The organism is Candidatus Saccharimonadales bacterium (assembly GCA_035317825.1).
Classification (GTDB): Bacteria; Patescibacteriota; Saccharimonadia; order Saccharimonadales; family Saccharimonadaceae; genus DATHGB01.
In genome coordinates this window covers 60,373-84,331 of sequence record DATHGB010000027.1, presented here as the reverse complement: position 1 = coordinate 84,331, position 23,959 = coordinate 60,373, and the positions used below count along the sequence as shown (strand labels likewise).

General features: G+C 46.7%; 30 protein-coding genes and 1 riboswitch. Of the genes, 4 read left to right on the top strand and 26 right to left on the bottom strand.

Annotation, left to right across the window (positions count from 1 at the left end):
* Window positions 1–54: 54 nt before the first annotated feature.
* From VK497_05960 to VK497_05920, 9 genes are all read right to left on the bottom strand, one after another.
* Entirely contained in the window at window positions 55–1,032 is a 978-nt protein-coding gene (locus VK497_05960) for a methionine adenosyltransferase domain-containing protein (GenBank protein HMI09912.1), read from the bottom strand.
* Between the two features lie 60 nt (window positions 1,033–1,092).
* Window positions 1,093–1,196: riboswitch (SAM riboswitch) on the bottom strand.
* Between the two features lie 30 nt (window positions 1,197–1,226).
* Entirely contained in the window at window positions 1,227–1,673 is a 447-nt protein-coding gene (locus tag VK497_05955) for a hypothetical protein (protein HMI09911.1), read from the bottom strand.
* A gap of 2 nt (window positions 1,674–1,675) precedes the next feature.
* A complete protein-coding gene (gene cyaB, locus VK497_05950; GenBank protein HMI09910.1) occupies window positions 1,676–2,233 on the bottom strand; it encodes a class IV adenylate cyclase in 558 nt (185 codons plus the stop codon).
* Entirely contained in the window at window positions 2,230–2,655 is a 426-nt protein-coding gene (locus VK497_05945) for a ribonuclease H (protein HMI09909.1), read from the bottom strand. The genes cyaB and VK497_05945 overlap by 4 nt, the downstream gene beginning before the upstream one ends.
* Window positions 2,656–2,669: 14 nt before the next feature.
* Window positions 2,670–3,380: a flavodoxin family protein gene (locus tag VK497_05940; GenBank protein HMI09908.1), complete on the bottom strand. Its 711-nt coding sequence runs from the start codon at window positions 3,378–3,380 to the stop codon at window positions 2,670–2,672.
* A gap of 63 nt (window positions 3,381–3,443) precedes the next feature.
* Complete coding sequence (locus tag VK497_05935) at window positions 3,444–4,100, bottom strand: hypothetical protein (protein HMI09907.1); 657 nt, start codon at window positions 4,098–4,100, stop codon at window positions 3,444–3,446.
* A 68-nt stretch (window positions 4,101–4,168) separates the two neighbouring features.
* On the bottom strand, window positions 4,169–4,471 hold the full coding sequence (locus VK497_05930) for a DUF427 domain-containing protein (GenBank protein HMI09906.1): 303 nt from the start codon (window positions 4,469–4,471) through the stop codon (window positions 4,169–4,171).
* 8 nt (window positions 4,472–4,479) lie between these two features.
* Window positions 4,480–5,070: a class IV adenylate cyclase gene (locus VK497_05925; protein HMI09905.1), complete on the bottom strand. Its 591-nt coding sequence runs from the start codon at window positions 5,068–5,070 to the stop codon at window positions 4,480–4,482.
* Between the two features lie 11 nt (window positions 5,071–5,081).
* A complete protein-coding gene (locus VK497_05920; GenBank protein ID HMI09904.1) occupies window positions 5,082–5,714 on the bottom strand; it encodes a histidine phosphatase family protein in 633 nt (210 codons plus the stop codon).
* Between the two features lie 40 nt (window positions 5,715–5,754).
* Between VK497_05920 and VK497_05915 the strand changes: the two genes are divergently transcribed.
* A complete protein-coding gene (locus tag VK497_05915) occupies window positions 5,755–6,204 on the top strand; it encodes an NUDIX domain-containing protein (GenBank protein ID HMI09903.1) in 450 nt (149 codons plus the stop codon).
* Window positions 6,205–6,229: 25 nt separating this feature from the next.
* On the opposite strand, the gene VK497_05910 is transcribed toward VK497_05915, so the two are convergent.
* Window positions 6,230–7,582 (bottom strand): glycine--tRNA ligase, encoded by a 1,353-nt coding sequence (locus VK497_05910; GenBank protein ID HMI09902.1) that lies wholly within the window; start codon window positions 7,580–7,582, stop codon window positions 6,230–6,232.
* Window positions 7,583–7,678: 96 nt separating this feature from the next.
* Between VK497_05910 and VK497_05905 the strand changes: the two genes are divergently transcribed.
* Window positions 7,679–8,185, top strand: a complete 507-nt coding sequence (locus VK497_05905; GenBank protein ID HMI09901.1) for a hypothetical protein — start codon at window positions 7,679–7,681, stop codon at window positions 8,183–8,185.
* Window positions 8,186–8,250: 65 nt separating this feature from the next.
* On the opposite strand, the gene recO is transcribed toward VK497_05905, so the two are convergent.
* Genes recO through VK497_05865 form a run of 8 tightly spaced genes read right to left on the bottom strand, consistent with a single transcriptional unit; the run spans window position 8,251 to window position 13,575 of the window.
* Entirely contained in the window at window positions 8,251–8,925 is a 675-nt protein-coding gene (recO, locus tag VK497_05900; GenBank protein HMI09900.1) for a DNA repair protein RecO, read from the bottom strand.
* Window positions 8,922–9,296 (bottom strand): response regulator, encoded by a 375-nt coding sequence (locus VK497_05895; protein ID HMI09899.1) that lies wholly within the window; start codon window positions 9,294–9,296, stop codon window positions 8,922–8,924. The genes recO and VK497_05895 overlap by 4 nt, the downstream gene beginning before the upstream one ends.
* Window positions 9,293–10,033 (bottom strand): HAMP domain-containing sensor histidine kinase, encoded by a 741-nt coding sequence (locus tag VK497_05890; protein ID HMI09898.1) that lies wholly within the window; start codon window positions 10,031–10,033, stop codon window positions 9,293–9,295. The genes VK497_05895 and VK497_05890 overlap by 4 nt, the downstream gene beginning before the upstream one ends.
* Before the next feature lie 42 nt (window positions 10,034–10,075).
* Window positions 10,076–10,738 (bottom strand): hypothetical protein, encoded by a 663-nt coding sequence (locus tag VK497_05885; protein ID HMI09897.1) that lies wholly within the window; start codon window positions 10,736–10,738, stop codon window positions 10,076–10,078.
* Between the two features lie 7 nt (window positions 10,739–10,745).
* Window positions 10,746–11,270, bottom strand: coding sequence for a hypothetical protein (locus tag VK497_05880; GenBank protein ID HMI09896.1), 525 nt, complete (start codon window positions 11,268–11,270; stop codon window positions 10,746–10,748).
* Window positions 11,270–11,479, bottom strand: a complete 210-nt coding sequence (locus VK497_05875) for a hypothetical protein (GenBank protein ID HMI09895.1) — start codon at window positions 11,477–11,479, stop codon at window positions 11,270–11,272. Before VK497_05875 ends, VK497_05880 begins: the two co-directional genes overlap by 1 nt.
* Window positions 11,463–12,578, bottom strand: a complete 1,116-nt coding sequence (gene xseA, locus VK497_05870) for an exodeoxyribonuclease VII large subunit (protein HMI09894.1) — start codon at window positions 12,576–12,578, stop codon at window positions 11,463–11,465. The genes VK497_05875 and xseA overlap by 17 nt, the downstream gene beginning before the upstream one ends.
* The gene (locus tag VK497_05865; protein HMI09893.1) at window positions 12,535–13,575 is read right to left on the bottom strand and encodes a lysylphosphatidylglycerol synthase transmembrane domain-containing protein; all 1,041 of its coding nucleotides are present in this window, start codon (window positions 13,573–13,575) and stop codon (window positions 12,535–12,537) included. Before VK497_05865 ends, xseA begins: the two co-directional genes overlap by 44 nt.
* 22 nt (window positions 13,576–13,597) lie before the next feature.
* Here VK497_05865 and VK497_05860 point away from each other — a divergent pair, with 22 nt between their 5' ends.
* Both VK497_05860 and VK497_05855 read left to right on the top strand, forming a co-directional pair.
* Window positions 13,598–14,782: a methyltransferase domain-containing protein gene (locus VK497_05860; protein HMI09892.1), complete on the top strand. Its 1,185-nt coding sequence runs from the start codon at window positions 13,598–13,600 to the stop codon at window positions 14,780–14,782.
* 63 nt (window positions 14,783–14,845) lie between these two features.
* Window positions 14,846–15,118 carry a 50S ribosomal protein L27 gene (locus VK497_05855; GenBank protein HMI09891.1) on the top strand — a complete coding sequence of 91 codons (273 nt, stop codon included), beginning with the start codon at window positions 14,846–14,848 and terminating at the stop codon, window positions 15,116–15,118.
* 112 nt (window positions 15,119–15,230) lie between these two features.
* Here VK497_05855 and VK497_05850 read toward each other — a convergent pair whose 3' ends face one another.
* The 8 genes from VK497_05850 to VK497_05815 form a co-directional block, all read right to left on the bottom strand.
* On the bottom strand, window positions 15,231–15,620 hold the full coding sequence (locus tag VK497_05850) for a response regulator (protein ID HMI09890.1): 390 nt from the start codon (window positions 15,618–15,620) through the stop codon (window positions 15,231–15,233).
* Window positions 15,621–15,664: 44 nt separating this feature from the next.
* A complete protein-coding gene (locus VK497_05845) occupies window positions 15,665–16,882 on the bottom strand; it encodes a S41 family peptidase (protein ID HMI09889.1) in 1,218 nt (405 codons plus the stop codon).
* Between the two features lie 94 nt (window positions 16,883–16,976).
* The gene (locus VK497_05840; protein HMI09888.1) at window positions 16,977–18,185 is read right to left on the bottom strand and encodes a CHAP domain-containing protein; all 1,209 of its coding nucleotides are present in this window, start codon (window positions 18,183–18,185) and stop codon (window positions 16,977–16,979) included.
* 48 nt (window positions 18,186–18,233) lie between these two features.
* Complete coding sequence (locus tag VK497_05835) at window positions 18,234–19,214, bottom strand: permease-like cell division protein FtsX (protein HMI09887.1); 981 nt, start codon at window positions 19,212–19,214, stop codon at window positions 18,234–18,236.
* A complete protein-coding gene (gene ftsE / locus VK497_05830) occupies window positions 19,214–19,897 on the bottom strand; it encodes a cell division ATP-binding protein FtsE (protein HMI09886.1) in 684 nt (227 codons plus the stop codon). Before ftsE ends, VK497_05835 begins: the two co-directional genes overlap by 1 nt.
* 35 nt (window positions 19,898–19,932) lie before the next feature.
* Window positions 19,933–21,015, bottom strand: a complete 1,083-nt coding sequence (prfB, locus tag VK497_05825) for a peptide chain release factor 2 (GenBank protein ID HMI09885.1) — start codon at window positions 21,013–21,015, stop codon at window positions 19,933–19,935.
* The gene (gene murD / locus VK497_05820; protein HMI09884.1) at window positions 21,015–22,307 is read right to left on the bottom strand and encodes a UDP-N-acetylmuramoyl-L-alanine--D-glutamate ligase; all 1,293 of its coding nucleotides are present in this window, start codon (window positions 22,305–22,307) and stop codon (window positions 21,015–21,017) included. Before murD ends, prfB begins: the two co-directional genes overlap by 1 nt.
* A gap of 9 nt (window positions 22,308–22,316) precedes the next feature.
* Window positions 22,317–23,603, bottom strand: a complete 1,287-nt coding sequence (locus tag VK497_05815) for a pitrilysin family protein (GenBank protein ID HMI09883.1) — start codon at window positions 23,601–23,603, stop codon at window positions 22,317–22,319.
* Between the last annotated feature and the right edge of the window lie 356 nt (window positions 23,604–23,959).

Here is a 23,959-nt window from a genome sequence, read left to right as displayed (position 1 = left end):
CAACAAATTCAATTATTCGATCTGATTTGGTCGCAAGCTTCAGATATTCGGTAGTTACTTTTCCCAATCAAATTCATGCCCAAAATGTCCGTAACGAGCAGTTTCTTCGTAGATGGGACGTTTCAGGTTAAGGGCATTTATAATACCGTTTGGCGTTAGATCGTAACCTGTAATAGCTTCGTGCTCTCCATCAATAATAACCGTTGCTTCTAGCGGTTCAGCTACGCCAATCGCATAGGCTAAACGCGTAAATACTTCTTTAGCATTTCGTTTTTTCAAATAATCGACCGCGACTTTACGCGCCATATACGCCGCACTTCGGTCAACCTTGCTTGGGTCTTTGCCGCTAAACGCGCCACCGCCAAGTGAAATACGCGGACCGTAGCTATCTACTGCTAATTTACGTCCAGTTAATCCAGCATCAGCTTCAAATCCACCAATATTCCAGTCGCCGCTTGGATTAACATGAATACGCACGTCTTCGCTAACGGTATAATCCGCTAACCACTCGTCAACCGCCGCACGTAATTTATCCCCAGGAGCGTGCTGGAAACTTGCGACAACCCCGACAATCGTTTCTCCATCCGTTGTAATCTGCGTTTTACCATCATGTGGCCAGCGTTCGTATAAAAACTGGTTCAAGCGTCGCGACAAAACAACTTCAAATGGCAAAAGTTCGGACGTTTCGTTTGTAGCATAGCCAATCATAATTCCTTGGTCGCCTGCACCGCCCGTATCGACCCCTGCGGCTATCTCGGGACTCTGCGCGGCAATATGCTCAATCACTTCAACATTGCCCGCTAAACGCTTTACAATTGCGGATACGTCAACGTTTTTTGCTTTTGAGGTTACTTCGCCGGTCACGAAAATCTTACCGTGACCACCCGCGACATCCACCGCCACGCGCGCCTTGGGATCCTGGGCTAAATGCGCGTCCAAAATCGCGTCAGATATCTGATCAGCAATCTTGTCAGGATGTCCGGGCGACACGCTTTCGGCGGTTCGGTAAAATTTGGTTGTAGTTGCAGACATAAAAATACTCCTTTATCTGTCCTTATTGAGGCCCAGGAAAGGAGTATCATCTATAAAAGACGCATATCTTTCCTGAAATCTCAGGCTGGAATTGGCACCTTGTGCAATTGCACTGGTTGCCGGCGAGTCATAGGGCCAGTCCCTCGTCGCGCTCTTGATATTAGTTGAACTATTTTAGTGTAACATAATAAATATTATGCTGCATTTGCATGAAAGACAGGATTCGCTGCTATATCTGGCAGATTACTCGGCAAAATAGCTGCTACCCGTCCTAGGCTGACAATTATGTGTGGTGCTACTGTAGAATCAACCACTCCTAACTCCGTGCGTTCGTCTAAGACTACACTTGGGGTCAAGAATGATTCACTGTCTGAAAGAACAAGATTAAGCGCACGACTACCAAACTTATCTTCCGATTCAGCTATCATCTGCCACCCGTTCAGAGACGAAGCATGCTCCTCATGATCCAGTCTAAGAAACTGGTATTTTCTGCCTTTGCTATTTATAACCGACACAATATCACCAGCAGCGACATCACTTAAATCAAGTGTTTCGTATGACCCATCATCACGCGTATAAGTGCGGCCATTAATTTCGCGTCCATTTAAAATAATGCCACCCGTGCTTGCGAATTCTGCCATACCTATCCTTCGAGACCTTGGGATTTTCGCAGCATGACGTCATAGCCATCAGTTACTTGCTGGCTACGCGTAATGCCAAATTGCTCTAAAACGCCCCAAAGCTCATTGGTCACTTTATCGATATCCGCATCTTCGGCTGTTAGCTTTTCGGCCTCGACAAAATCACCCAGATCATTGACGCTATCAACGCAAATCTCGATTTCACCAATCTGCGCCTTTTGGCGTGTTTTTGTTGAGTCAGAATATGGCGTAAAACCAATGTGTTCAATAATTTTTGCAAGTTCTTGCTCATCAGCAATCTCTGTTTCATGTTCAATGCTATCTAGCTGACTCGTCACCGATTTTTTAAGCGTAAAGATTTGTTTAGTCGAGTCACCTTTGGTCTCCGTTCGGATGCGAAGCCAAGGCTTTGACTGGCCGTCTCCCCCAAATGCCCCTTCGATACCAAAAACCTGATCTCGCTGGGTAACGGCATCGCTAAGGGTAATATCCTGTTTCTTTAAAATACCTATGAGCGCGTTCTTACCCGCTACTCGCGCCTTGATCTCTATTTCTCTCATATGAATTCTTTTCGTCGTTCCCGGGCTTTGTTTGCCCATTCGTCGGCAAGTTCGTTACCTTCGTCATTATTGTGCCCGCGTACCCATGTAAGTGTCGCTTTGCTTTGTCGATATAGTGGGCAGACCTCCTGAACGATGTCGAGGTTTTTAATTTCGCCACCTTTCTTTTTCCAGTCATTTTTCTCCCAAGCCACTGACCATTTCGTAATAACGTTAATCCAAAATTCACTGTCAGTGAAGATTTGGCACTCTTCGCCGTCTGCGTCTTTTAGCGCTGAGACAATTGCTTTGCCTTCCATGCGGATATTGGTCGTATCACCCGCTTCACTACCTAAAATATGCGGCTGCAATTCTTTGATCACTGAAAAGCCACCGGGACCAGGGTTTGGGCTGGCGCTCCCGTCTGTGTAATATGTAATCATATGTTTCCTTTTATTTATCGATATTCAGGATTAGAAAAACCAAAGTGTTCGCCTTTTTTCCATTGATCAGGCAAATTGCCGTACGCTGGAATGCCGCCGTTATCTTTTAGCATCTGCGCCGTATGCATTAGATTATAGCTCATAAACGTCACGTTGCGGTTAGTAAAGTCGTTTTCAGGCCCGCCGGAATCCTTATCGAGGTAACTTGGCCCAGGCCCGACCTCTCCTATCCAACCCGCGTCAGCCTGTGGTGGAATAGTAAACCCAATATGTTGCAGGCTATACAGGACATTCATAGCACAGTGTTTCAGCCCGTCTTCGTTACCCGTAATAATACATCCGCCAGCTTTGCCGTAATTCGCCCATTGGCCTTTTTCGTTCGTTTCAGCAGAATTCGCATATAAGCGTTCAATGATTTTTTTAGTCTGGGAACTGTTGTCGCCTAGCCAGATTGGACCGGCAATCACCACGATATTCGCCGCTCGCACTTTTTTATAAATTTCAGGCCATTCATCAGTAGCCCAGCCATGTTCGCGCATATCAGGCTGAACGCCAGTTGCGATATCATGATCAATAGTGCGAATAACTTCAGTATTCACCCCATGTTTTTCCATTAGCAGCCGGCTTGCCTCTAATAACCCTTCTGTATTACTTACTTCGGGCGACTTTTTTAGCGTGCCGTTAAAAAATACCGCTTTAAGTCCACTAAAATTTGTATTCACCATAATTCCCCCTTATGACATAATCTCTATTCCACTATACGTCATTCGCGAAGACTATAAAAACCGTTAACGATCGGAGTCAGTACCAAGTTCGAGTAGCGTATCGATCGTTTCCTGGCGCGTCAGATGGTCGGTCTCGAGCTTGTTATTTTTGGCAATAATATGACCCTGTATCAGGCTCTTGATAAAGAGGGCGTCGCCTCGCCATAGGTAATTCACGTAAAAGTGGTCGACAGTACTCATAACACGGCTCGCGATGGTAATTGAACCGAATATTGGCCCCACCGCGCATGATACGTTCAATAAGTCTTCGATCTGAAAGCTGATAACGTTTGAGGTCCAGAAGAAATCGCGTTTTATAATGCTTATTTTTGTGCGGTCCACGATGACGCTGTCCGGGAACAGTGTCATAGGAAAAACCGTTCTGGTGCTTGCAAGCACTTGGTGGGATTTTTTCACCGCTTTCTTGAGCCGATCGGCATCATCCAACTCTTTTTGTTTTTTATCCCTTGCAAGCATTAGTTGTGGAATAGTACCAATCAGCCGTTCGGCTGACGGTAACGGTATGTCTTGGGTTAAGATATTGCGAACAGCCTGGGATGCGGTGGTTGCCCCACGGCCAAGTTTTTTACTTTTATCCACGAGCATTTCATAAGTTGAGGGGCGGACAGAGGGCACAGGGTCGGACGGAGTAGTATTTCGCCTTACTTCTTCGTCATCCATAGCGTGTCGTATCCTCCACTAGATACTTTCATTATACCTATTTAGCGTCAGTAAAACAATATGTAACGCTATTCCGTGACTTCTATACCATTCCAAAACGCCACGTAATCCGTGAAATCTTTCTTCACCCGCTCAATTGAACCGTCCATTGGCTCTGGAAAGTACCACGCGCCAAATTCATTTTTCTTACCATCCACGGTAACGTCGTAATAATAGGTATGCCCCCGCCAAGGACATTCAGTCCGGTGGTCACTATCTGAAAAATACTCCCTGCGTATACTTTCGGGCGGAAAATACCAGTTCCCTTCAATACGGATGAGATCTTCTTTAGGTGCTTCGGCGATGGTCGTGTTGTTCCAGATTGCTTTCATAAGCATAATTATACCTTAGCCTGTAAGAAATCCGGGACCGGGTCGCCGAATTTAATCTTGGCAATTCGCCCAACGGTGTCACCCGGATCGATATGAGGATACTGCGCCCGATAGGCGATCGTTACGCCTCCAAATACCGCGTCATTCCAATCAAAGCCTAGCTTTCCAGCGACATCTTTTAGTTCGGCTTCGCTCTCCCCTTCAATTTCAATATAGGGATTTAGCCATGGCCACTCGTCCAATACCACCTCTACAGCTCGGAGTTTCCAGGTCTCGCGTTTGGATTCTTGAAAGGAAATATGTGGTAAACCTGCAGCGCTTAGCAGCGCGACGGTATCTTTAAAATCACTGACGATAATCTCGATTTCTTTCGCCCCATCAACCGATAAAGAATCGAATTGCTTGTACGTTAGCGTAACTTTATCGCCCTCATCTCGAACGCGTACATACGATTTTTTCCGTAGCAGCTCTGGCGTTTCAATAGTCACCCTCTTCATCAAACGCATCGGCTGCTCGCATTCTCCACCAAGTTCTCGCAACTTTGCACGAACTTGATCAAAATCAACATTTAGGAATTTTACTTCAATTTCAGATTTCATATGTACCTCGTTTACGAATTATATTGTTCGAGTTTGATAACGTGCGTCTCTCCGTTTGGCTCAAGCTCTATTAGTTCACAGTTGCCAAAATGGAATTTTTTGAGTGTCTCTTCCCATCCCGTACCAGACACGGCTGCATATAACATCTTCCCGAGATCACCGTGGCAGACAACCAATGCTTTTCCAGCAGGTTGTTGCGTGCGTATTTCCTCTATGGCTTTTGATGCACGTACTATTAAATCTGGAAAAGTCTCGGCATCTTTGGGGTCGAGAAAGTAGGAAATCATCTCCGTCTTTAAGATGCGAGGGGCGCACATTTCTTCAATCTTATCGATGGGTTGGCCTGTCATAACACCAAAATCCCTTTCAATAAGTTCGTCTATGATGACTGGATCTTTTTTGATACCTAAAATTTCACTGACTATTTGTGCTGTTTCTAACGCGCGAGAAAGCGGAGAGCTATATATCGCATCAAACTTTAGTCCCGTAGCCAGTATCCCTTCACCTAACTCGCGTGCTTGTTGTCTGCCAATATCCGTCAGGGGTAAATCCCGATGCCCGTTCAAAATTCCGTTGGCATTGTCTTCGTTCTGGCCGTGTCGTGCTACAAATATCTCGGCTGTCGTTTTAAATCGTTCTGACATACTTCCCCAGCTTAGCTTTCTCTGTTACAATCTATTTAATATGATAGCACGACGAATTGCGGTAAGAGGTATTATCTTTAAAGATGGCAAATTACTTTGCCAGCAGTTGAAGCCAGGAAAAGATGGTAAAAGCCGTGACTTTTGGTGTACGCCAGGCGGCGGTCTTGATCCCAACGAAGGTTTGACAGATGGCCTGCGCCGCGAAATGACCGAAGAGACTGGCGTGATGCCCGATATAGGTAACCTTTTATTTATTCAACAGCTTATTGATGGCAGTGAAGAACACCTTGAGTTTTTCTTTCACATTAAAAATGCCGACGACTATACAGCCGTTGATCTTGCAAAGACAACTCATGGCGAATTAGAGATTGAGAATATGAACTTTATTGATCCGGCGAAGGAAAACGTTCTGCCTGCTTTTCTACAAACTATCGACATTAACGATGCTATCGAAAACCAAAAACCCGTCGAAATTATCAGCTATCTCTAGCGCTGTTGCTTGATCAAATTCCAGCCTATTGATCCAAGAGGTCGCCTACCGAAATTCGCTTCTGTTCAGTCGTATCACGTTCACGAACTGTAATCGTGTCATTTTCTAGCGTGTCAAAATCAATCACAACACAGTACGGCGTCCCGATTTCGTCTTGGCGACGGTAGCGTTTACCGATATTGCCGTTGTCGTCCCACATTACTTTTCCGTGTTTGGCTTTGAGCGCTTTATACACTTCACGGGCTTTTGCGACAAGTTCAGGCTTGTTTTTAAGGAGTGGTGAAACTGCATATTTTACAGGCGCCAGGTGTTCTGGAAGTTTCAGGAAGGTTCGCTTTTCACCGTTTACTTCGTCTTCGGTATAAGCAGCAGACAGAACTGCCATAAGTGCGCGCTCGACACCAAATGAAGGCTCAATCACGTGCGGAATGAGCTTTTCATTCGTCCCTTTGACGTTATATTCCATGCTTTTACCACTGTTGTCGTGAATATTTTTGAGATCAAAGTCAGTACGGTACGCTAGACCTAGCAATTCTTCACGGCCGATTGGAAAATCAAATTCAAAATCGATCGTTCGTTTTGAATAGTGAGCGCGATCTTCGTCTGGGACTTCTAGTTCGTGAACAGACTCGGTTGGCAGACCAAGTGCTTCGGTCCATTTCCACACTTGCTGACGCCAGTGTTCAAAAGATTCTTCCCATTTGGTTGGATCAACAAAGTACTCAATCTCCATTTGTTCAAACTCACGCGAACGGAAAATAAAGTCGCGAGGGCTAATTTCGTTACGAAAAGCCTTGCCTTGCTGCGCTAAGCCAAAGGGTAAATCAGGATAAAAGCTATCGAGCACATTCTTGTAGTTCGTGAATATTCCCTGTGCCGTTTCAGGACGAAGATAACTGACCGACTTCTCATCCACAACAGGTCCAACGTGCGTTTTAAACATCATGTTGAATGTACGGGATTCGCTCAGCGGGTTGCCATCAGGACTTTTGATACCATTTTCCTTAATCGCAGCGTCCATTTGCTCCATCGTCATGCCAGTCGGATCAATACCTTTGTCTTTGAGGATGTGGTCAGTACGGTAACGGCGTTTATTTAGCGTATCTTCGACTAAAGGGTCGACGAACGTATCAACATGACCACTCGCCTGCCATACTCTTTGGTTCATTAAAATCGCCGCATCAACGCCATACATGTCGTCGCGCTCGTCGACGAACATCGTCCACCAAAGATTCATAATATTGCGCTTTAGCGCTACGCCTAGTGGGCCGTAGTCCCAAGTACCGCTAAGTCCGCCATATACTTCAGAGCCTTGATAAATAAACCCGCGACGTTTCGCGAGTGAAACAATGTCTTCTAATTTCGTATCTTTTGCCATAATTATCTTTATTATAACAGATTGTAGACATTGCGAAACCATTTTTTTTATGATATAATATAAAAGATCCATTCGTCTATTCTCTTGGAGAAAAATATGTTGGATTCGCACTTGGAAAAAGGTGATGCACTACGGGAACAGGCTCTACGGTCTGCCCTAGAACGGCACGACGTACACGAGATCCCAGGCAAGCTCGAAGAGGTCCGGAAGCTACATGCCAACGACCCTGTGCGGCTTGTGAGGCTGCAAACGGTCACTGGCCGTGTGCAGTATGCCGAAGGCTCATATGACGAAGCAGTTCGAGCCTTCATTATGGCCGACTTCTACGTGCGTCTTTTGGCTAAGCCGCACCCTCGACTGGCAGTCCAAAACACGCTTTACTGGCTCAAGGCGTGCCTGATGCAGGCTGAAGATCTACCCATGATTGCCCGTCTCATCAGGGATCTCCGTGAAAGCAAGAATCATCTCACTCATGGAGAACGTTTCACAGTCGCCCTGTTGGAAGCGTTCGGTCGGCCGGGCTGTCGTCTGATCGACTGGCTGACCTACACCGACGGCAACCGATTCACGACGTGGATTGGCCGCATTGGCCCGACCCCATGATGGTCATCACCCTCCAACCCGCCCGCCCTGGTATCCCCAGGGCGGGTGTTCGACTTTTAGACACTTTAAATTGCAGCGTGTTGACGCGCCACCTGCAAACATTCAGGTAGAATTTGCTCTATCCCCCCAACTTGCGCTAAAGCCTGAATTGGCTTCACGCTCATTAGGCGCAAAAACTTAATATGGTCGGCAGTTAATTCGCCTCTCGTACTAGCGCGTAGACCTTTTTCACTGACATCATACATATAGGATTTATCGGCAGCTAGCGGCTGGCCATCGACGTCATTAAACAGACTCAGCTCATATCCAAGCAATCCCGCATACCTTAAGTAAAACCATGTCTGGATGAGCGGTCTTGGAATAGTTAAAACATCTAATGCCATCAAGACTTCACTTAGCACATCGTACCATTCCGGGCCATCTACCATTTCACTCGCACTGCTAGTTAATCTAACGGCTTCATAGCCAAATTGCATCGTGTCATAATCTTCTAGAATATGTCTGTAAAACTGGATTAAGCGTGCTGACGTTAGTATCCCTAATTCCCCCCTGCCCCGGGTAATAACGATGTCACTGACAGCAAATAGTTCGATTCCACCGGCAAGTTTGCTTTTTTCCCGACGAACGCCCCTGGCCATGACGCTTTTTTTGCCGTCAGGAGTTAGAAGCTGCAAAATCCGATCGGCTTCGCCATAATTTGTCCGGCGCAGCACAATTGCTCGTGTGCGCACCCCGCTCACGATAAGACCTTTTTAACTGCGGCCACCAAGTCCGTCGGTTTCATCGTTGTCTTGTCTAGCACGCGCGCCACGCCATAAGCCTCTAGGTCCTCTGCGGCAATATCGTCAGCACTATTCGTACATAGAATAATAGGGATAACCGCTAGGTCGCTATGAGATTGCAGTTCATGCAATAAGGTAAACGCATTTGGTCCTGATAAAAATACGTCTAAAATAATCGCGTCGGGACGTTTCGTATCGACGTTATCAATTGCGGCAAGCGCATGCGGAACATGCTCCGCTCGAAACCCTGCCTCGTGCAGTGTCCGGACGTGCTGTTCAGCCATCCATTCGTCATCTTCGACAACAAGGATCATAGGTGTTTTTGTCATAATAAACTCAACTGCGTCGATGCGTTTAAATCAACGTAGAACGTTGCACCGTCGCGATGCCTTGTCGCACCAATCTTTCCATGCATAGCTGCGGCAAATTGCCCCGCCACATATAACCCGAGCCCGCTACTGCCAGGCCGGGCGTGAAGTGTTTGCGCCCCAGTGCCGAGCTGCGCCTGTAATCGTTCCCAGATATCAACAGGTATCGCAGGGCCGTAATCGCGTACCGCTAGGCGTATTTTCGAACCATTTTCGCAGCTATTTGCCCGTAGCTCAACAGGGACGGTAGAATCAGCATAATGAAGCGCATTATCACCAAAACCGAGCATAATTCGCCGTAAAAGATCACGATTTGCCACAACTAGATGTGACCGGTGATGGCTCGCGACTCTAATTTCACGTCCCTTAGCTGCATATAGCGGTAACAGTTCGTGCACCACGTCTTCGCAAATTTGCTGGGGATTAAGCGGCTCGACATCAAACAAACTATCCTCTAAACGCGACGAACGTGACAGATCAGTCGTTAGTCGTAGCGCTCGTTCGCTCGTCAGGACTATCTGTCGTAGCATTCGCTGTTTGTCGATGTCACTCAGGCCATCGGCCTCAAGCGCAAGGGATAATTGACGAACTAGGGCGAGTGGCGCTTTTAGCTCGTGTGCTGCCGCAACAACAAAAGACAGGTCACCAAAAAGCGACCCGTCCTGTTTGATTTCACTCTCCCCTATGCGCCCCTTCATACTATATATAGTGTATCAGGTTTGGGGATTCAGTCCCAAGCGTTAGCCGTTAAATTTTATCGTTTTGATAATATTTTCAAAGTCAGGCTTGAATGTGTCAGCGTCAGTACGAAGGGTAATCGTTTTATCGCGAATCTTGTAGATCACGGCAGAGCCACGAATATTTTTAGTAAAGCTGCCGTCAATGCGCGTGCCATTTTGGCCATTCGCACTTGTTGCACTACTTTTTAGATCACCTTTTTTAACAAGAGCATCGTAAGACCCTACAACTTGACCATAGTCCCTCTCTTCGACCAACACACGAAGCGCATATTGCTGCGTAGCGCTTACGGGAGGCACGGTCACAGGATTAAGGTAGGCTTCGTAAGTTCCTTTGCCTTTCGTCACGTCCTGAGCGATATACGCGCTCCAGGTTTTTGGATATATAAATGTCAAACGTCCGTAGTCATCAGGTCCAACAAACTCCCGGTTGGGTTCTTTTTCACGTTCGGCGAATTTTGCTTCATCACTATCGGCTTGCTCTTTTTTAGCTTCGGCTACTGCAAGGTCGACCTTACCGTCAACATTTGTTTTTTGCTCGTTATAGTTTACATATGCCCAGATAGCCGCCGATCCCGCCCCTAGAACAAGAATTGTTAGCCCAATGATAGCGATAAGAGAACCGCTTACTCCACCAAATTCATTTTTATGTTTATATGTCGTCATGGCGTTATTATACTTGTGCTTCCGGGGTGTGTAAAGGGTCAAACCTATACAGGTAGTGCGCGCCTATTTTTTTAACCGGCGTTTGGTGCGGAACTTCAAATGCATAGCTAATAAACATCAGGGGCTTCCCTAGCCGTTTTGACTCACGAGCAACTTTATTTGCCATTTTCGTAATGTCTCTCGACTCGCCAAACGTGTACACGACCGTCGTCGCATTTGGTAGTTTTGCCGACCAAAAATCAGCCAGGTGAATTTTCACATTAGGCTGATTCCTGGAAAACCATCGTGAAATCAGCACCAAAAGAGGATTTAATTCGTATCCCACCGCACTCGCGCCCCTAATTGCCGCTTGCCGTAGCACAACACCATCGCCAGACCCAATATCGACGACCAGATCATGCTTGCCGATTGGATAAAGTTCATCAAAGGCCCGCTTAATATCCCCTTTCTTGCTAGGAACATACGGTGCGCCGCGAAAAACCACAAACCCAAATAGGATGACGATGGCAGCGACGAGCCAAAACCACCACATTACGACGCTTTATCGAACTTTTCTTTAACGGTTTGAATATTATTTTTAAGCGCTTGGAGATCGGTTTCAATTTCCGCTGCTAGTTTTTCTGCTTCCGTAAATTTTTCGAGCGCTAATTCAAGTTCAAAATCTTCGCCGTCAAACCACGCGACCAATTCGTTTAGTTTCGCTGTTTTTTCTGCAATCGTAGGATTATTTTTTGCTGACATGTTGGACCTCCGCTGTGATTAGTATATCTTTTTTTTCAATTTCGATGCTTTTACCTACTGCTATGTCGCCTCGGACCAGCGCGTACCCTCTAGCCAGTACCTTTTGGGGGTCGAATTCGCTAATGACCCGTCGTAGCTGGGCAAGCTGATCGCTACGCTGGTTAAGATGGCGTTCGATTAGGGTTAGTGCGTAGTCAAGATTGGCATAAAGTTCACCTTTTCGAGCCTCAATCGCCTGTTCGGTGCGAGGTAAGAGAGACTGGAGCTGGTTTCTGACGCGACGTATAATTTCAGACTTGTCCGGTACTAGTATTTGCGCGGCATTACTTGGTGTGGCCGCTCGAACGTCAGCAGCGAGATCAGCCAGGCTTTCATCAATTTCATGTCCAACACCGACAAGTGTCGGGATACGGCTAGCGGCAATTTCGCGTACCAGCAGTTCGTCGTTAAACGCGCTCAGATCATCCGCGCTACCACCTCCACGGATTAGCACTATGACTTCGGGTAGAATTTCGCGGGAATTAAAGTATTTTAGTGCGCGGATCATTTGATCGGGTGCGTCGCTTCCCTGTACTTGCACGTGCGCGACGTCAACGTCCAGCCCACCCCAACGGTCGCCTAAAATCTTTATAAAGTCAGCATACCCCGCCGCCTGGGTGCTACTGATAACCGCGACATGTTGGGGCAGTGCAGGTAGGAACCGCTTTCGTTCCGGCGCAAATAGCCCTTCTTTATCCAGTTTTGCGCGTAGTAGTTCGAAACTCTTTTTCAAACTCCCCTCGCCGCTTGGCCGGAGCGCTTTTACCGTCAGGCTGAATTTGCCCCACTGGGTCAGTTTTGGCGTTGCCGTCACGATCACTTTCATGCCGTCTTCGATTGGCACGCGTAGTTGCCATACGGTCATAAAGCAGCCGACGCTTCCACCAGCGTCTTTTATATCAAAGAAAACATATTTTCCCTGATTAACTTTAAAACTAGCTACTTCGCCCTCGACTTCAACACTCGGATACGCGTATTCGAGTGTTTGGTTCGTTAGCGCGATAAAGTCGCTAACGCTAAAGTGTAGGGGGTTTGCTTTTTCCATACTTGATAATCGCATGTTGATAAAATAGATATCCTAGCCCAATAGTCCCAAGCAGAACAAATACACGGGTTAGTACGATACCTGCAATTGCCGCACCCTGCGAAATACCTGCCAGCGCAAGGAACGCTACCATGAGCGCCTCATACGCGCCTGCGCCACCCGGCGTCACGACAAAGAATGCTGCCGATGTCGCCACTCCGTACGCGATCAAAATCGGCGCTGGGTTAACCGGCTCGCCCAGAGCCCAGAACGTAATCATAAATAGCGAGACATCAGCGAGCGTATAGACCACACCCCACATAAGCGGCTTGGCAAGAACCCGCTTATCCCGCATCAATGCATCATAGTCGTGCTGCAGTTCGGTGAAGAATACTTCGACTTTCTCATATATCAAAACGCTTTTTACGCGTCCGAATGTTACCTTTTTGACCAAGCGGTTAGCAGTCTTCGTAAGCCAACGTGCAAATACCACCATACGCCGATGGCTGCTTAGTAAAAACGCCCCTACGACTATTGCGCCTATCATAAGTCCCGCGAGGGCCGAGCTTACCAAAATAATCCATCGGTTGATATTGCCGTCAATCGTCACGACAATAACCGCTATGATTAACAGCGCGATAAATGCCACGAAGCCCATAGCGAAACGAACCATTTGTGCCATGATCGCGCGACCTGGCGACACCCCCAAGTGACCTAGCCGCCAGCCCATATATGAAATACCGCTCACGCCACCGCTTGGCAGAATATGGTTTACGAAGTTCATTTCAAGCGACATGCGAGCAAGTGCAAGCGGCGAGGCTTTTTCGATTGACTTCTTAGCTCGAAGATACGAAAACATCATTTCACCCGAAGCAAAATAGACCAGTAGCTGCCCCGGTATCAAAAGTAAAAGAATCCAAATATTGACTTGTTCCAAAAGCCGCCACGCATGAGCGAGTTCGTGACGTGCAAAAAAAATAATCACCCCGATGAGAATGAACGTCACAACACTCAACCATGCACGAAAAGACATAAGACTAGTATATACTACAAGTATGTATATTGCGATTTTGGGACGACAGCCAGCCCTCAGTATGGCTGAGCTTGAACATTTATATGGCGGCGAGAAAACCCGCTGGTTTTCTGATCAATCCGCGACTGTCGCAACTGACTCGCTTTCCGTCAGCCGTTTAGGCGGAACACAAAAAACCGGGCACGTTGTCATCGAACTAACGCATGCCGACTGGCGCGATGTGAGCACAAAAATTATTCAAACATATTCAAAGGAATGGGCAAGCTTTGACGGCAAGATTACGTTAGGGATTAGCGCGTACGGATTTGATGTGACGCCAGCAGAAGTGCAAAAAACAGGTATCGTCCTAAAACAAAAGCTCAAAAAGAGTGAAGGTGGCAGTCTACGCCTTATCCCTAACCCTGACGTCGCCCTAAACACCGCTACGTCACACCACAATAAACTAGGCTTATCCGCTAATAAAGTTGAGTTACTTGTCGTACGGGCACGTAACGGCCGTGTTCTTGTCGCCGAAAGCACAGGTGCTCAAAACATCACCGCCCTCGCCCTCCGCGATCAAGGCCGTCCTAAACGCGACGCATTCGTTGGTATGTTGCCACCAAAACTCGCGCAAATTATGATCAACCTTGCAGTTCCCGTATCCGAGGAGGCTGACCAACCACAAAAACGTGTTCTCGATCCATTCTGCGGCACGGGCGTCGTGTTGCAAGAAGCAGCTCTTACGGGCTACGCGGTCTACGGTACGGACCTAGCGGAAAAAATGATCGATTATTCACAGACAAACCTAAAATGGCTTGCCGATACGCACAATGTCCATATTGACGCTCAGCTTGAGGCTGGCGACGCGATGACTGCGAAATGGAAGCCGCCTATTGATGCGGTAGTATGTGAAGGCTACCTTGGCCAGCCCTTTAGCGCTCCGCCTTCTCCTAGCAAACGTGACGAGGTGCGTAAAAACTGTAACTACATTATGTCAGGCTTCTTAAAAAACATCGCGGGACAACTTGAGTCAGGTACGCCGCTTTGCGTTGCAATTCCAGCCTGGAAAGACACAAATGGTACATTTACTCACCTGCCTCTTATCGGTGATCTTGAAAAGCTCGGGTACACACGGTATGAGTTTAAAAATATTACCAACAACGACCTTCTTTACTACCGTGAAGACCAAGTCGTAGCGCGTGAATTACTTGTCCTTGTTAAGTCTTGACGAAATACCCCATTTCGCGTACAATAAAACAGATTGATTTTAGAAATTGTAAGGAGTTAGTCCATGTCACACGTTAAAGCAGGTGGTTCAAGTAAGAACATCCACAACAACGCCGGCCGTCGCCTAGGCGTTAAGCGCTTTGGTGGCCAAAAAGTTAGTACGGGTGAAATCCTCGTACGTCAAACAGGTAGCAGCAAAGTTGCTGGTCCTGGTACTTTCGTTAGCAAAAACTTCACCATTCACGCCGCAGTTGATGGCGTCGTGAAGTTCGCTAAGGTTAAAAAAGGCCACTTTACAGGTAAAACTGTTCCTCGTACGCAAGTTAGCGTTGAATAGGTTTATTCTCTAATAAAAATAAGACTGCTTTTTGCAGTCTTATTTTATATACTTTAGTTTTAGTCGCCCATATTAGTTTATGCGCCTTCCATGGAAGACCCCCTCCTATAGACTAGCTTTTCATCCCCAGATGAAATTTGACACGTTCGACAACGTCCCCAATAACAACTTGCGATTTAACAAGATAATCGTCAACGCCTAGCGCTTCGGCACGTTCTTTGTCTTTAGGCTGGCTAAGTGCAGTTAGCATAATCACGCGGATATTGGTCGTATCTGGCGTATTACGCAAGATATCTAACACGTCAAACCCGCTGATCTTTGGCATCATTGCATCAAGTAAAATAAGGTCAGGCTTAAATGCAACCGCAGCTGACAATGCGTCTTCCCCGTTATTTACCTCTTTAATTTCAAAGCCTTCTAGCTCTAGTCGCGATTTATAAACCGCTGCTAGCGCCGTATCATCTTCTACAAGTAAAATCTTTTTCTTTGCGTTGTCGTCCATAACTTCCTCCATAGTACTATAGTGTTGCCCAAAAGCACAAGCTCCTACTTCTCGAGGTAGGCTTTTGCCGCGTCAAGTTGCGGATCTTTACCTGTATTCGTATCAGCTAAGGACATCTCTACCTTTTGATTCGGCTGGATGCCCTCTTTGGTAATATTTTTACCATTCGGCGTATACCAACGCGCAACCGTTACCTTTAGTTTTGTCCCATTCGCAAGGTCAATCACCTTCTGGACAGTTCCCTTGCCAAACGTCTTTTCGCCAATAAGCGTTGCGGTTTTGTAATCCTGAAGCGCTCCTGCAACGATTTCGCTGGCACTCGCGCTTCCGCCGTTTACCAGAATAACCGTTGGAATGCCTGCTAGAATAGAGTCTCCGCCTGATTTAAGCTCTTCAACAACCTTATCGCCTGTCCGTTCGGATACGACCGTCTTGTTGTCCAGCCATAGGCCTGCAACGTCCTGCGCAGCCGTAACATAACCACCACCATTGTCACGAAGGTCCAGGATCACGCTTTTCACGTTCTGCTGCTTGAAGTTCTGAGCTGCCGTGCGAGCCAAACTGCTTGTCTCGCTGTCAAAACGGCTAATGTCCAGAATACCCACGCCATTCTGAATGCTTGCCTGCACGCTTGGATTCGTTACCGTCGCACGAGTAACCGTAAAGTTTTTCGCTTCAGTCCCCCGCTGTACGTCTATTTTAACCGTTGTCCCCACTTCACCCCTAATTTGTTCGGCTGTGCGATCGGACGGCCAATTCTTGGTAGATTGGTCATTAATACCTACAATTACATCACCCGCCTTTAGACCTATCTTTTCGGCAGGATTATCAGGGAGTACTCGAATAATTGTCGGCTGGTCACTACGGACACCGATTTCAGCACCAATTCCTCCGCCAATCTTGCCAGATAAATCATCGTCAAAGGCCTGGGCCTCTTTTGCGTCCATAAACACCGTGTATCGGTCACCTGCCGACGCCACTAGCCCGCGACTAGCACCATCAATCAGCGCGTTCATATCAAGTGAGCCGTCAAAATTCGCTTTTAGATCTTGGTACGTTTTTTGTACCGGAGCTAGATTCAGCGTTCCCGTTTCGACTTTAATGCCCAATAAAGGTGCCGCGACTGCGAAAAGTTCGTTACTACGAGTCCCCGCAACAAACCCAATCACCACGGTAATAGCGATCGTTAAAAAATAAAGATTCCGCGAAATACCATTCGAAGGCCGGTTTGACACCGCCATAGACTGCCCATTTTCTGCCACGTGCTTTTCCCCTATCTAGATTATAAAAACAACTCTTATGATTATAGCGTACCCAGCTTGGAGTACGCTATAGATTCTTGCTCTTTTAAATTTATTACTTGCTAAATCGAAGGAACTGAGTAGCGCTTGTAATCTGGAGATCCATCGTGCTATACCCTGGAACATCACCGTATACGGCAAAGTTATACTGGCTGACACGAACCCAGCCGTTGTGGTAGTTTTCTTCAACGATACCAACGTGTCCTACGCCCGGAACGGCCATGTACGCGACATCACCGTACTGCGCGTCTTGTGGATTGCCCACCACGCTACCGAAGTTACCGTTTGTCGCTGTAGAAATCCATTGGTTCGCGTTGCCTCGGCCGCCACCAAATGCCTTGTATGGAATGCGGTAGCCGTGATTTTCCAACCAGTCAGCCGTGTAGTGTACGCACTCACCCGTAAGGCCTAGTCCCCAAGGATCATCTACATATGAATCCATCCCGTATTGACAATAGTCATATCCACCGCCACAACGCGTATTACCAGACCAATTTCGGTAATTAATAGCATATCCTGTTGGGCTAGAGGTACTGCCTGGCCTAATCGCCGCAAAGGCAATCCGCTGCTGTTCACGTAGGTAAGCAACCTGGCTTTGACGGTCGCTTGAAAGTTTATTGTAGGCAGCTTCTTGACCTTGTGTAGCTGCGAGAACCGCTTGACGTTCCGACTCTTTGTCGGCAAGTGCTTTATGCTGCGCCTTTTGGTCTTCAAGTACGCGTGCTACTTCTATTTTTTGCGATTCTAGTTTCTTCTTTAAGACTTTGATCTCTTCAATGGTCTTAGATACTGTGTCGCGAATTGATGAGCGGTATGATTGTTTGTCGACGTAATCACCAATATTACTGCTGCTTGCAAGCATTTCAAGCGGTGAAATTTTATCATCAACGTATAGGCTGGCGATAGTGTCGCCTAATACTTCCCGGTTCTCAGCGATTTTTTGTTCATTATCGCTAATATCCCTTACGAGTTTATCGTATGTCGCTTGGCTTAAGTCGACACGTGCCTGGATTTGAGACATGTCATTAGTAATGCTCGCCAGTTCTGTCTGGAGCGACTTCGCTTGATTACTCAGCTTGTTTGCTTCGGCCTGATATTGGCCAATCTCACCCTGCAATGCGTTAATTTTATCCTGGTAAGGATCAGCCTTTGCAATTTGCGTCATTTGAAACGTGGTTGTGACCGCTAATATGAAGGCAGCCGCTACCAAGATAATCCTGGTAGTAACAGAGGTAGAAACTGGTGTGGTGGACCGATGTTTCATTAGTTTCGATAATAGCACAAGCACAATAAGCTGTCAATGCTCCTTATGTTAAATTTTTAGGTATTTTCGGGTTGCAAGGAGCGAGGAAATGACGCCGATTACCGCCCCTAGAAGCACCATAGCAAGTAGCACAAATGCGATGTAGGTTGTCATAAAGTCAATCGTAGGCTGTACGGCAACTTCGTAACTTAACAGTCCTTTTGCGGAACTATATAGAATTATTGCGCCAAAGATAGTGGCGAGGATAGCTGCAATGAACCCGTAAACAACCGCCTCTACAACAAATGGTCCGCGGATAAAGCTGCGGTCAGCACCGATCAATTTCATCATTTGGATTTCTTCTTTGCGGTTAAAGATCGCCATGCGAATCGTATTAAACACAATCATCGACGATATAAATACGAATACTATACTAGCGCCCAGCCCCACTTTCTCGGCGAAGCCTACCCAACGACCAATATTCTGGATAGCCGATCGACGCTCTCCCGCAAACGAAGGTTTATTACTTGGATCTTGGTTCTTCTTAAACGTGTCGCTTGTTTTTACGAAGGTATCGAGTTCCGACGTATTATTAATATCGGTCAAACTCACACGGAACGTTCCCGGGAATTTGTTCGTCGCTTCGTTCAGGGCGTCAAGCGCACTTGGTTCGGTTTTGTTTTTCTTGGCAAACTCTTCACGTGCTTCTTGCGGAGAAACATACCTGACATTCGTGACCGTACTTAGTTTACGCAGATCATCACCAATCTTTTGTACGTCTTTGTCAGATACGTCTGTTTTGACGTAAATTGACATGTCGACTTTACTACGGATCTCGCCCACCGTATCAAGAAGCACGTTTCTGGCAGCGACAGTCATAAAAATAACGAGGAGCGTAATCGTCATCACTGCCGTTGCGGCAATCGTTAGCCATGCGTTACGGCTAAAGTTATTAACACCGTAGCGGCACATTCGCATGAACGTAATCCACTGGCGGCGTTTGCGTTTTTGCTGTGCAAACGCTTTTGCATCTAGTTTTCGTTTACTCATTACTGCCTGTAACTCCCCTGTGCTTGGTCGCCCGTCACTTTACCGTGTTCAAGCGTCACGACCCGACGCTTTAATTTGTTCACAATTTCAACGTTATGAGTTGTTAGCAGCACTGTCGTGCCGTATTTATTAATCTTTTCAAGTAAACGTACGATATCCCAGCTGTGCTTTGGGTCGAGATTACCTGTTGGCTCGTCGGCAATAAGAATTTTTGGCTGGCGAACAACCGCACGCGCAATTGCCACGCGTTGACGTTCACCACCAGACAACTGGTGCGGGAAGTTTTTTTCTTTGCCAGTTAATCCTACAAGTTCAATCACTTTTGGCACCGTATTCTTAATTTCACGGTTGGTCATACCGGCAATTTCTAGCGCAAAGGCAATGTTTTCAAATACGTTACGCTGAGGTAGCAATTTAAAATCCTGGAAAACGACGCCAATTTTGCGACGCAGTAATGGAATATGTTTGTCTTTTAATGTGTCGTAATCAATACCGCCGACAACGATTTTACCGCTAGTTGGTTTTTCTTCGCGGGTTAGTAATTTAAGCAATGTTGATTTACCCGCACCACTCGTTCCGACGAGAATAACGAACTCGTTTGGCTCCACATGCAAACTCACCCGATTTATTGCAGGTTTAGTATCACGACCATATGTTTTGGTTACTCTGTCTAAAAGAATCATTCCTATACTTATTGTAGCATAAGCAGTGAGCCTGGCTACCCCTCCAAATGCGCTTCCAGATAGGCATTAATAAAACCGTCAATTTTGCCGCCGAGGACCGCAGTCGCGTCGCGTTCTTCGTATTTTGTACGAGTATCTTTGACCATCGTATAGGGATGTAAGACATAATTTCGGATCTGGCTTCCCCAATTAGCCGACTCGCCTGCCTGGAGGTCTGTAATATTTTCAACATGCTGCTCCATTTGAAGGGCTGCTAATTTTGAGCGCAAAATCTTAAGAGCTGTTTCTTTGTTTTGCAGCTGGCTGCGTTCGTTTTGAATTGCAACGACGATACCAGTTGGAATATGCGTCACGCGCACGGCACTATCGGTTGTATTTACCGATTGCCCCCCGTGTCCGCCTGCACGGTAGACGTCAATTTTTAGGTCTTTGTCGTTTAGAACGACCTCGTCTGGCGTATCGATCTGTGGCAGTACTTCGACAAGCGCGAAACTAGTTTGACGTAGGTTATCACTGTTGAACGGGCTTAGGCGTACTAACCGGTGTACTCCATTTTCGCTTCTGAGTGTTCCGTAGACATACGGTCCGGTAACTTCAATGACACTACTCTTAATCCCCGCCTCGTCAGCGGCCGAGCGTTCAACGATAGTTGTTGCGAAGTTATTTTTCTCGGCCCAACGTAAATACATGCGTTCTAGCATTTCGGTAAAATCTTGCGCGTCCGTGCCGCCTACTCCACTACTCAAACGGATAATGGCGCTATGGTCGTCGTACTCACCGTTAAATAACAGCACTTTTTTACGTGATTCAAATTCTTTTTCAAGCGCCGTTATCTGGCCTTCAAATTCAGCGGTCAGGCTATCATCGCCCAGCTCCATCAGTTCGGTCATATCGCTTGCCTGACTTTTGAGTGTTTGCCATGGTTCGACCATAGATTGAAGTGCGGCAAGTTGTTTGCTTTTATCAGTCGCGTAGGTTGGGTTATTCCAAATCTCAGATGACGCAAGCTCAGTCTCTAGCTCTTTGATCTGCTCCGCTTTTTCATCTATTTTTAGTTGCGTAAATGCTATATCTATAGATTTTGAGAGCTGCTGTAGGCGTTTTAGAAGTGGTTGCATTATAATGCCTCGACAGCTGCAATGAACTGGTCTCCGCGATCGCTATAACTTTTGAACATGCCGAAACTTGCGCATGCCGGACTAAGAATCACGACGTCACCTTCTTGTGATTGGTCGCGGGCAGCTTTTACGATTTGATTCATCGTCACACCAGACCCTAGATTGACCGTTGGCACATTCGTGAGTGAAAATTCCTGCTCAATTTTATTTGCCTCATCGCCAATTAAAATCGCGCATCGGACGTTATTACCATCCGCTGCTTTTGCAACTTCTTCGAACGTTGCGCCCTTGCTTGAGCCGCCTAAAATCACTACTTTTGGCTGCTCGAATGCTTTTATAGCTGCAACGGCACTACCTGGAGTAGTAGCAATACTGTCGTCGTAATACAGCCGTCCTTCGAGTTCACGAACGAATTTGAGACGATGATCTAAGCCATGAAAAGCACGAAGTCCACGCTCGACTGCATCACGATCAGCCCCAAATCCAGACATTGCCGCATTAATCGCAGCACATGCATTATCAATATTATGTTTTCCTGGAAGCTGCAAAGCATCAAGTGGGCATATGACACAATTATCCTCTACGAAATCACCCTCTTCAACATACACCGACATATCGTCAGTCGGGTCATTGTATGGATGAGCGTTCGGATATTCATTCATGTCAGCTATCTGACGTGAAAATTTGTTAGTTGGATGATAAAAACAAATATCTTTTGCTGTTTGATATCTGCGAATATTTGATTTTGCAGCAATATATTCCTCAAAGTCAGCGTGAATATCTAAATGGTCGGGCTCGATCATTAGTACGACAGCGACAGCAGGGCTTTTTTCAAGATCCCATAGCTGGAAACTACTTAATTCATATACGATAATATCTTCGGGCTTGACCTTATCAAGCACGTCAAGCGCTGGCACGCCAATGTTGCCAATTAAATGAACGGTCTGGTCGGCTTCTCGTAGAATATTCGCAATTAAACTACATGTTGTCCCTTTGCCCTTGCTTCCTGTGACACCGATGATCGTGCCTGAGCATTTAGCGAAAAACTCATTCGTTGCCGACCAAACTTTACCGTTCGTTTTGATCTTATCAGGTGCAAGGCTGGCTGTACGCACGACCAAATCAAAATCTGAAAGTTTTTCAAACGCGCTTTCACCCAAAATCGTTGGAACACCGCTCGGCAGATCGTCTATACTTTCGCGCTCATCAACAATCGTTACGTCGCCCTGACTAGCAAAATACGCGTAGTTGGACTTTCCCTCAAGTCCGTAGCCGGCAATCGCAATCTTCATATAGCTATTTTACCTCTTTTCAAACAGAGAGGCTAATTTGTCGTTAAGTTCTACCAGTTCGCTCTTTTCGCCGCTGCTGACACCGGCAAGTACCCACGCATCACTCGTAATGAATTCGCGTGCGGTATCGATAATACATTCTCGTGTTGTTTGCCGGATAGATTCAGGCACTTTCTCGTAATCTTTAACGACACCGTCAGCGAAATAACGGCCAATATAAAAGTTGCTGATTTGCGCTACTGTTTGCGCGCCCATTTGGTAACGGCCAAGTGCATAAGATTTTGCCGCTTCAAGTTCTTGTTCGGTAATTTTTCCGTCCATGACAAACTTCATCTCGCGAACGATAATATCGAATAACGCGTCGGCCGTATCGAGGTTCACTTGTCCCCCAAAGTCCCAACTGCTGTCGTGGAATCCTACGGACGTGTCCGAGAAGACACCGTATGCGAGACCTTTTTTACGTGCAGCACCATAAATTCTCGAGTGCATCGTTCCGGTCAAAATCTGATCAAGGCAGTTCATTGATTCGGCTTCTTCGTCGGTTAATTCACGTGGCATTGTCATCGAAAGGCCGAATGTCAGGTTAGAAGCTTCTTTGCGACGGATAAGCGTTGGGTTACCGCTTGTTAGATCGTCTTTTGGCACCGCAAAGCGTTCGCCTTTTGGTAATTCCCAATCTTCTAGCTGGCGTTTGATCTCACTCTTTCGTCCCTGTAATTTACCGGCAATGACAAAACACATATTTTCTGCCGTATGCGTGCGTTTATGATGTTCGCGGATATCAGATAATTTTACGTTTGGAATCGTCTGTAGGCGCTGCCAAAACGTATAGACATCTTCGCCAAGAAGCTGCTGAATTTTTGGCCATAGCACACGGTTATGATTATTAAGGTAGCCCGTAAGTTCGCTTTTAACATTGCCTTTCTCAGCTTCTAGTTCCTCTGCGTTAAATTTTGGCTGGCAGATTGCCACGCGTTGCAGCGCAAAAATACGTTCCCACTCAAAATCAGCACAGTCGGCAACATACACCATAGAAAGGTCACTCGTATAGGCATTGTGATACGCGCCGTTTTTCGTAAATTCGGCCTCGTATTCGTGTTCCGATTTGAACTGAGCGTTAGCCCCGAATGCCATATGCTCCATCACGTGAGCCGTTTCGTAGATGTCCTTGTTGCGAACATAGCGGTTTCCAGCACGGAACTGGAACTGAAAACTCATCACGGTTGCGCCTGGGATATCAATTAAAAGACCTCGTGCGCCATTGCTCAACTTCACTTCTTCAATACTGTGCTTCAAAACCCTCTCCTACTCGCCACTCTGATAAAAATACTACCGTCTATTGTGACACTTTTTTGAAGGGATTACTACCTCTTAACATGCCGGTTTAGATAAAATAAATATTGACATAATTAGTAACATATGATATATTTCACGTCAATGCAGCAATGCAGACTCATCATTCGAGAAGAAAGTGCAGGGTGTTCAACATGGCCTTCGTCTATTACAACGTTCCGCCCAGCCAGACGCCCCGAGTGGGCAGCATCCGGTGGGCACCTGTCCTCTGGTCGACGATCGCGGTAGTGGCGGTTGCCACCGCGCTGCTCGTCCGGTACTACCCGAACTAGCCCTTCGGCGCTCTACGATGAAAAACC

Bases quoted from the DNA above. Each gene is read 5' to 3' on its own strand.
- VK497_05960 (HMI09912.1), bottom strand. From the start codon at position 1,032: ATGTCTGCAACTACAACCAAATTTTACCGAACCGCCGAAAGCGTGTCG.
- VK497_05955 (HMI09911.1), bottom strand. From the start codon at position 1,673: ATGGCAGAATTCGCAAGCACGGGTGGCATTATTTTAAATGGACGCGAA.
- cyaB (HMI09910.1), bottom strand. From the start codon at position 2,233: ATGAGAGAAATAGAGATCAAGGCGCGAGTAGCGGGTAAGAACGCGCTC.
- VK497_05945 (HMI09909.1), bottom strand. From the start codon at position 2,655: ATGATTACATATTACACAGACGGGAGCGCCAGCCCAAACCCTGGTCCC.
- VK497_05940 (HMI09908.1), bottom strand. From the start codon at position 3,380: ATGGTGAATACAAATTTTAGTGGACTTAAAGCGGTATTTTTTAACGGC.
- VK497_05935 (HMI09907.1), bottom strand. From the start codon at position 4,100: ATGGATGACGAAGAAGTAAGGCGAAATACTACTCCGTCCGACCCTGTG.
- VK497_05930 (HMI09906.1), bottom strand. From the start codon at position 4,471: ATGAAAGCAATCTGGAACAACACGACCATCGCCGAAGCACCTAAAGAA.
- VK497_05925 (HMI09905.1), bottom strand. From the start codon at position 5,070: ATGAAATCTGAAATTGAAGTAAAATTCCTAAATGTTGATTTTGATCAA.
- VK497_05920 (HMI09904.1), bottom strand. From the start codon at position 5,714: ATGTCAGAACGATTTAAAACGACAGCCGAGATATTTGTAGCACGACAC.
- VK497_05915 (HMI09903.1), top strand. From the start codon at position 5,755: ATGATAGCACGACGAATTGCGGTAAGAGGTATTATCTTTAAAGATGGC.
- VK497_05910 (HMI09902.1), bottom strand. From the start codon at position 7,582: ATGGCAAAAGATACGAAATTAGAAGACATTGTTTCACTCGCGAAACGT.
- VK497_05905 (HMI09901.1), top strand. From the start codon at position 7,679: ATGTTGGATTCGCACTTGGAAAAAGGTGATGCACTACGGGAACAGGCT.
- VK497_05895 (HMI09899.1), bottom strand. From the start codon at position 9,296: ATGACAAAAACACCTATGATCCTTGTTGTCGAAGATGACGAATGGATG.
- VK497_05890 (HMI09898.1), bottom strand. From the start codon at position 10,033: ATGAAGGGGCGCATAGGGGAGAGTGAAATCAAACAGGACGGGTCGCTT.
- VK497_05885 (HMI09897.1), bottom strand. From the start codon at position 10,738: ATGACGACATATAAACATAAAAATGAATTTGGTGGAGTAAGCGGTTCT.
- VK497_05880 (HMI09896.1), bottom strand. From the start codon at position 11,270: ATGTGGTGGTTTTGGCTCGTCGCTGCCATCGTCATCCTATTTGGGTTT.
- VK497_05875 (HMI09895.1), bottom strand. From the start codon at position 11,479: ATGTCAGCAAAAAATAATCCTACGATTGCAGAAAAAACAGCGAAACTA.
- xseA (HMI09894.1), bottom strand. From the start codon at position 12,578: ATGCGATTATCAAGTATGGAAAAAGCAAACCCCCTACACTTTAGCGTT.
- VK497_05865 (HMI09893.1), bottom strand. From the start codon at position 13,575: ATGTCTTTTCGTGCATGGTTGAGTGTTGTGACGTTCATTCTCATCGGG.
- VK497_05860 (HMI09892.1), top strand. From the start codon at position 13,598: ATGTATATTGCGATTTTGGGACGACAGCCAGCCCTCAGTATGGCTGAG.
- VK497_05855 (HMI09891.1), top strand. From the start codon at position 14,846: ATGTCACACGTTAAAGCAGGTGGTTCAAGTAAGAACATCCACAACAAC.
- VK497_05850 (HMI09890.1), bottom strand. From the start codon at position 15,620: ATGGACGACAACGCAAAGAAAAAGATTTTACTTGTAGAAGATGATACG.
- VK497_05840 (HMI09888.1), bottom strand. From the start codon at position 18,185: ATGAAACATCGGTCCACCACACCAGTTTCTACCTCTGTTACTACCAGG.
- VK497_05835 (HMI09887.1), bottom strand. From the start codon at position 19,214: ATGAGTAAACGAAAACTAGATGCAAAAGCGTTTGCACAGCAAAAACGC.
- ftsE (HMI09886.1), bottom strand. From the start codon at position 19,897: ATGATTCTTTTAGACAGAGTAACCAAAACATATGGTCGTGATACTAAA.
- prfB (HMI09885.1), bottom strand. From the start codon at position 21,015: ATGCAACCACTTCTAAAACGCCTACAGCAGCTCTCAAAATCTATAGAT.
- murD (HMI09884.1), bottom strand. From the start codon at position 22,307: ATGAAGATTGCGATTGCCGGCTACGGACTTGAGGGAAAGTCCAACTAC.